This window comes from Limnohabitans sp. G3-2, assembly GCF_002778275.1.
Classification (GTDB): Bacteria; Pseudomonadota; Gammaproteobacteria; order Burkholderiales; family Burkholderiaceae_C; genus Limnohabitans_A.
The window spans coordinates 1-537 of the sequence record NZ_NESG01000025.1 but is presented as its reverse complement, the minus strand read 5'-3'; the positions used below and the strand labels follow the sequence as shown (position 1 = coordinate 537).

Here is a 537-nt window from a genome sequence, read left to right as displayed (position 1 = left end):
GTTTACCAGAATCCGCACGATCGCTGGAAGGCTTGGGCCAGGTGTTGATCGAAACACCCTCGGGCAGAATTCCGCTGTCCAAAATCGCAACGATTGAAGACGCCGATGGTCCCAACCAAATCAGTCGCGACAACGGCAAGCGGCGTATCGTGATTTCTGCCAACGCTTCGGGCCGCCCATTGTCAGAAGTTGTGGCCGACATACGCAAAGTGACGGCGGATTCACGATTGCCAGAGGGCTACTTCATCACCCTCGGAGGTCAGTTCCAGGCGCAAGAAGAAGCCTCACGCTTGATCTCTTTGCTCTCGGTGGTCTCTGTGGTGTTGATGTTTGTGGTGCTTTACAGCCGCTACAAGTCCGCCGTTTTGTCGGCCTTGATCATGGTGAACATTCCCTTGGCGCTCGTGGGAGCCGTGTTGGGTCTTTGGCTGTCAGGTCAGCCCTTGTCGGTGGCCGCCCTGGTCGGCTTCATTACGCTGGCTGGCATTTCGGTACGAAACGGTATTTTGAAAGTCAGCCATTACATCAACCTCATGC

At 55.3% G+C, this 537-nt stretch carries 1 protein-coding gene; it reads left to right on the top strand.

Annotation, left to right across the window (positions count from 1 at the left end; translation table 11 throughout):
* A partial coding sequence (locus tag B9Z31_RS15310) for an efflux RND transporter permease subunit (RefSeq protein WP_143473874.1) occupies positions 1–537 on the top strand: 537 nt, incomplete at both ends.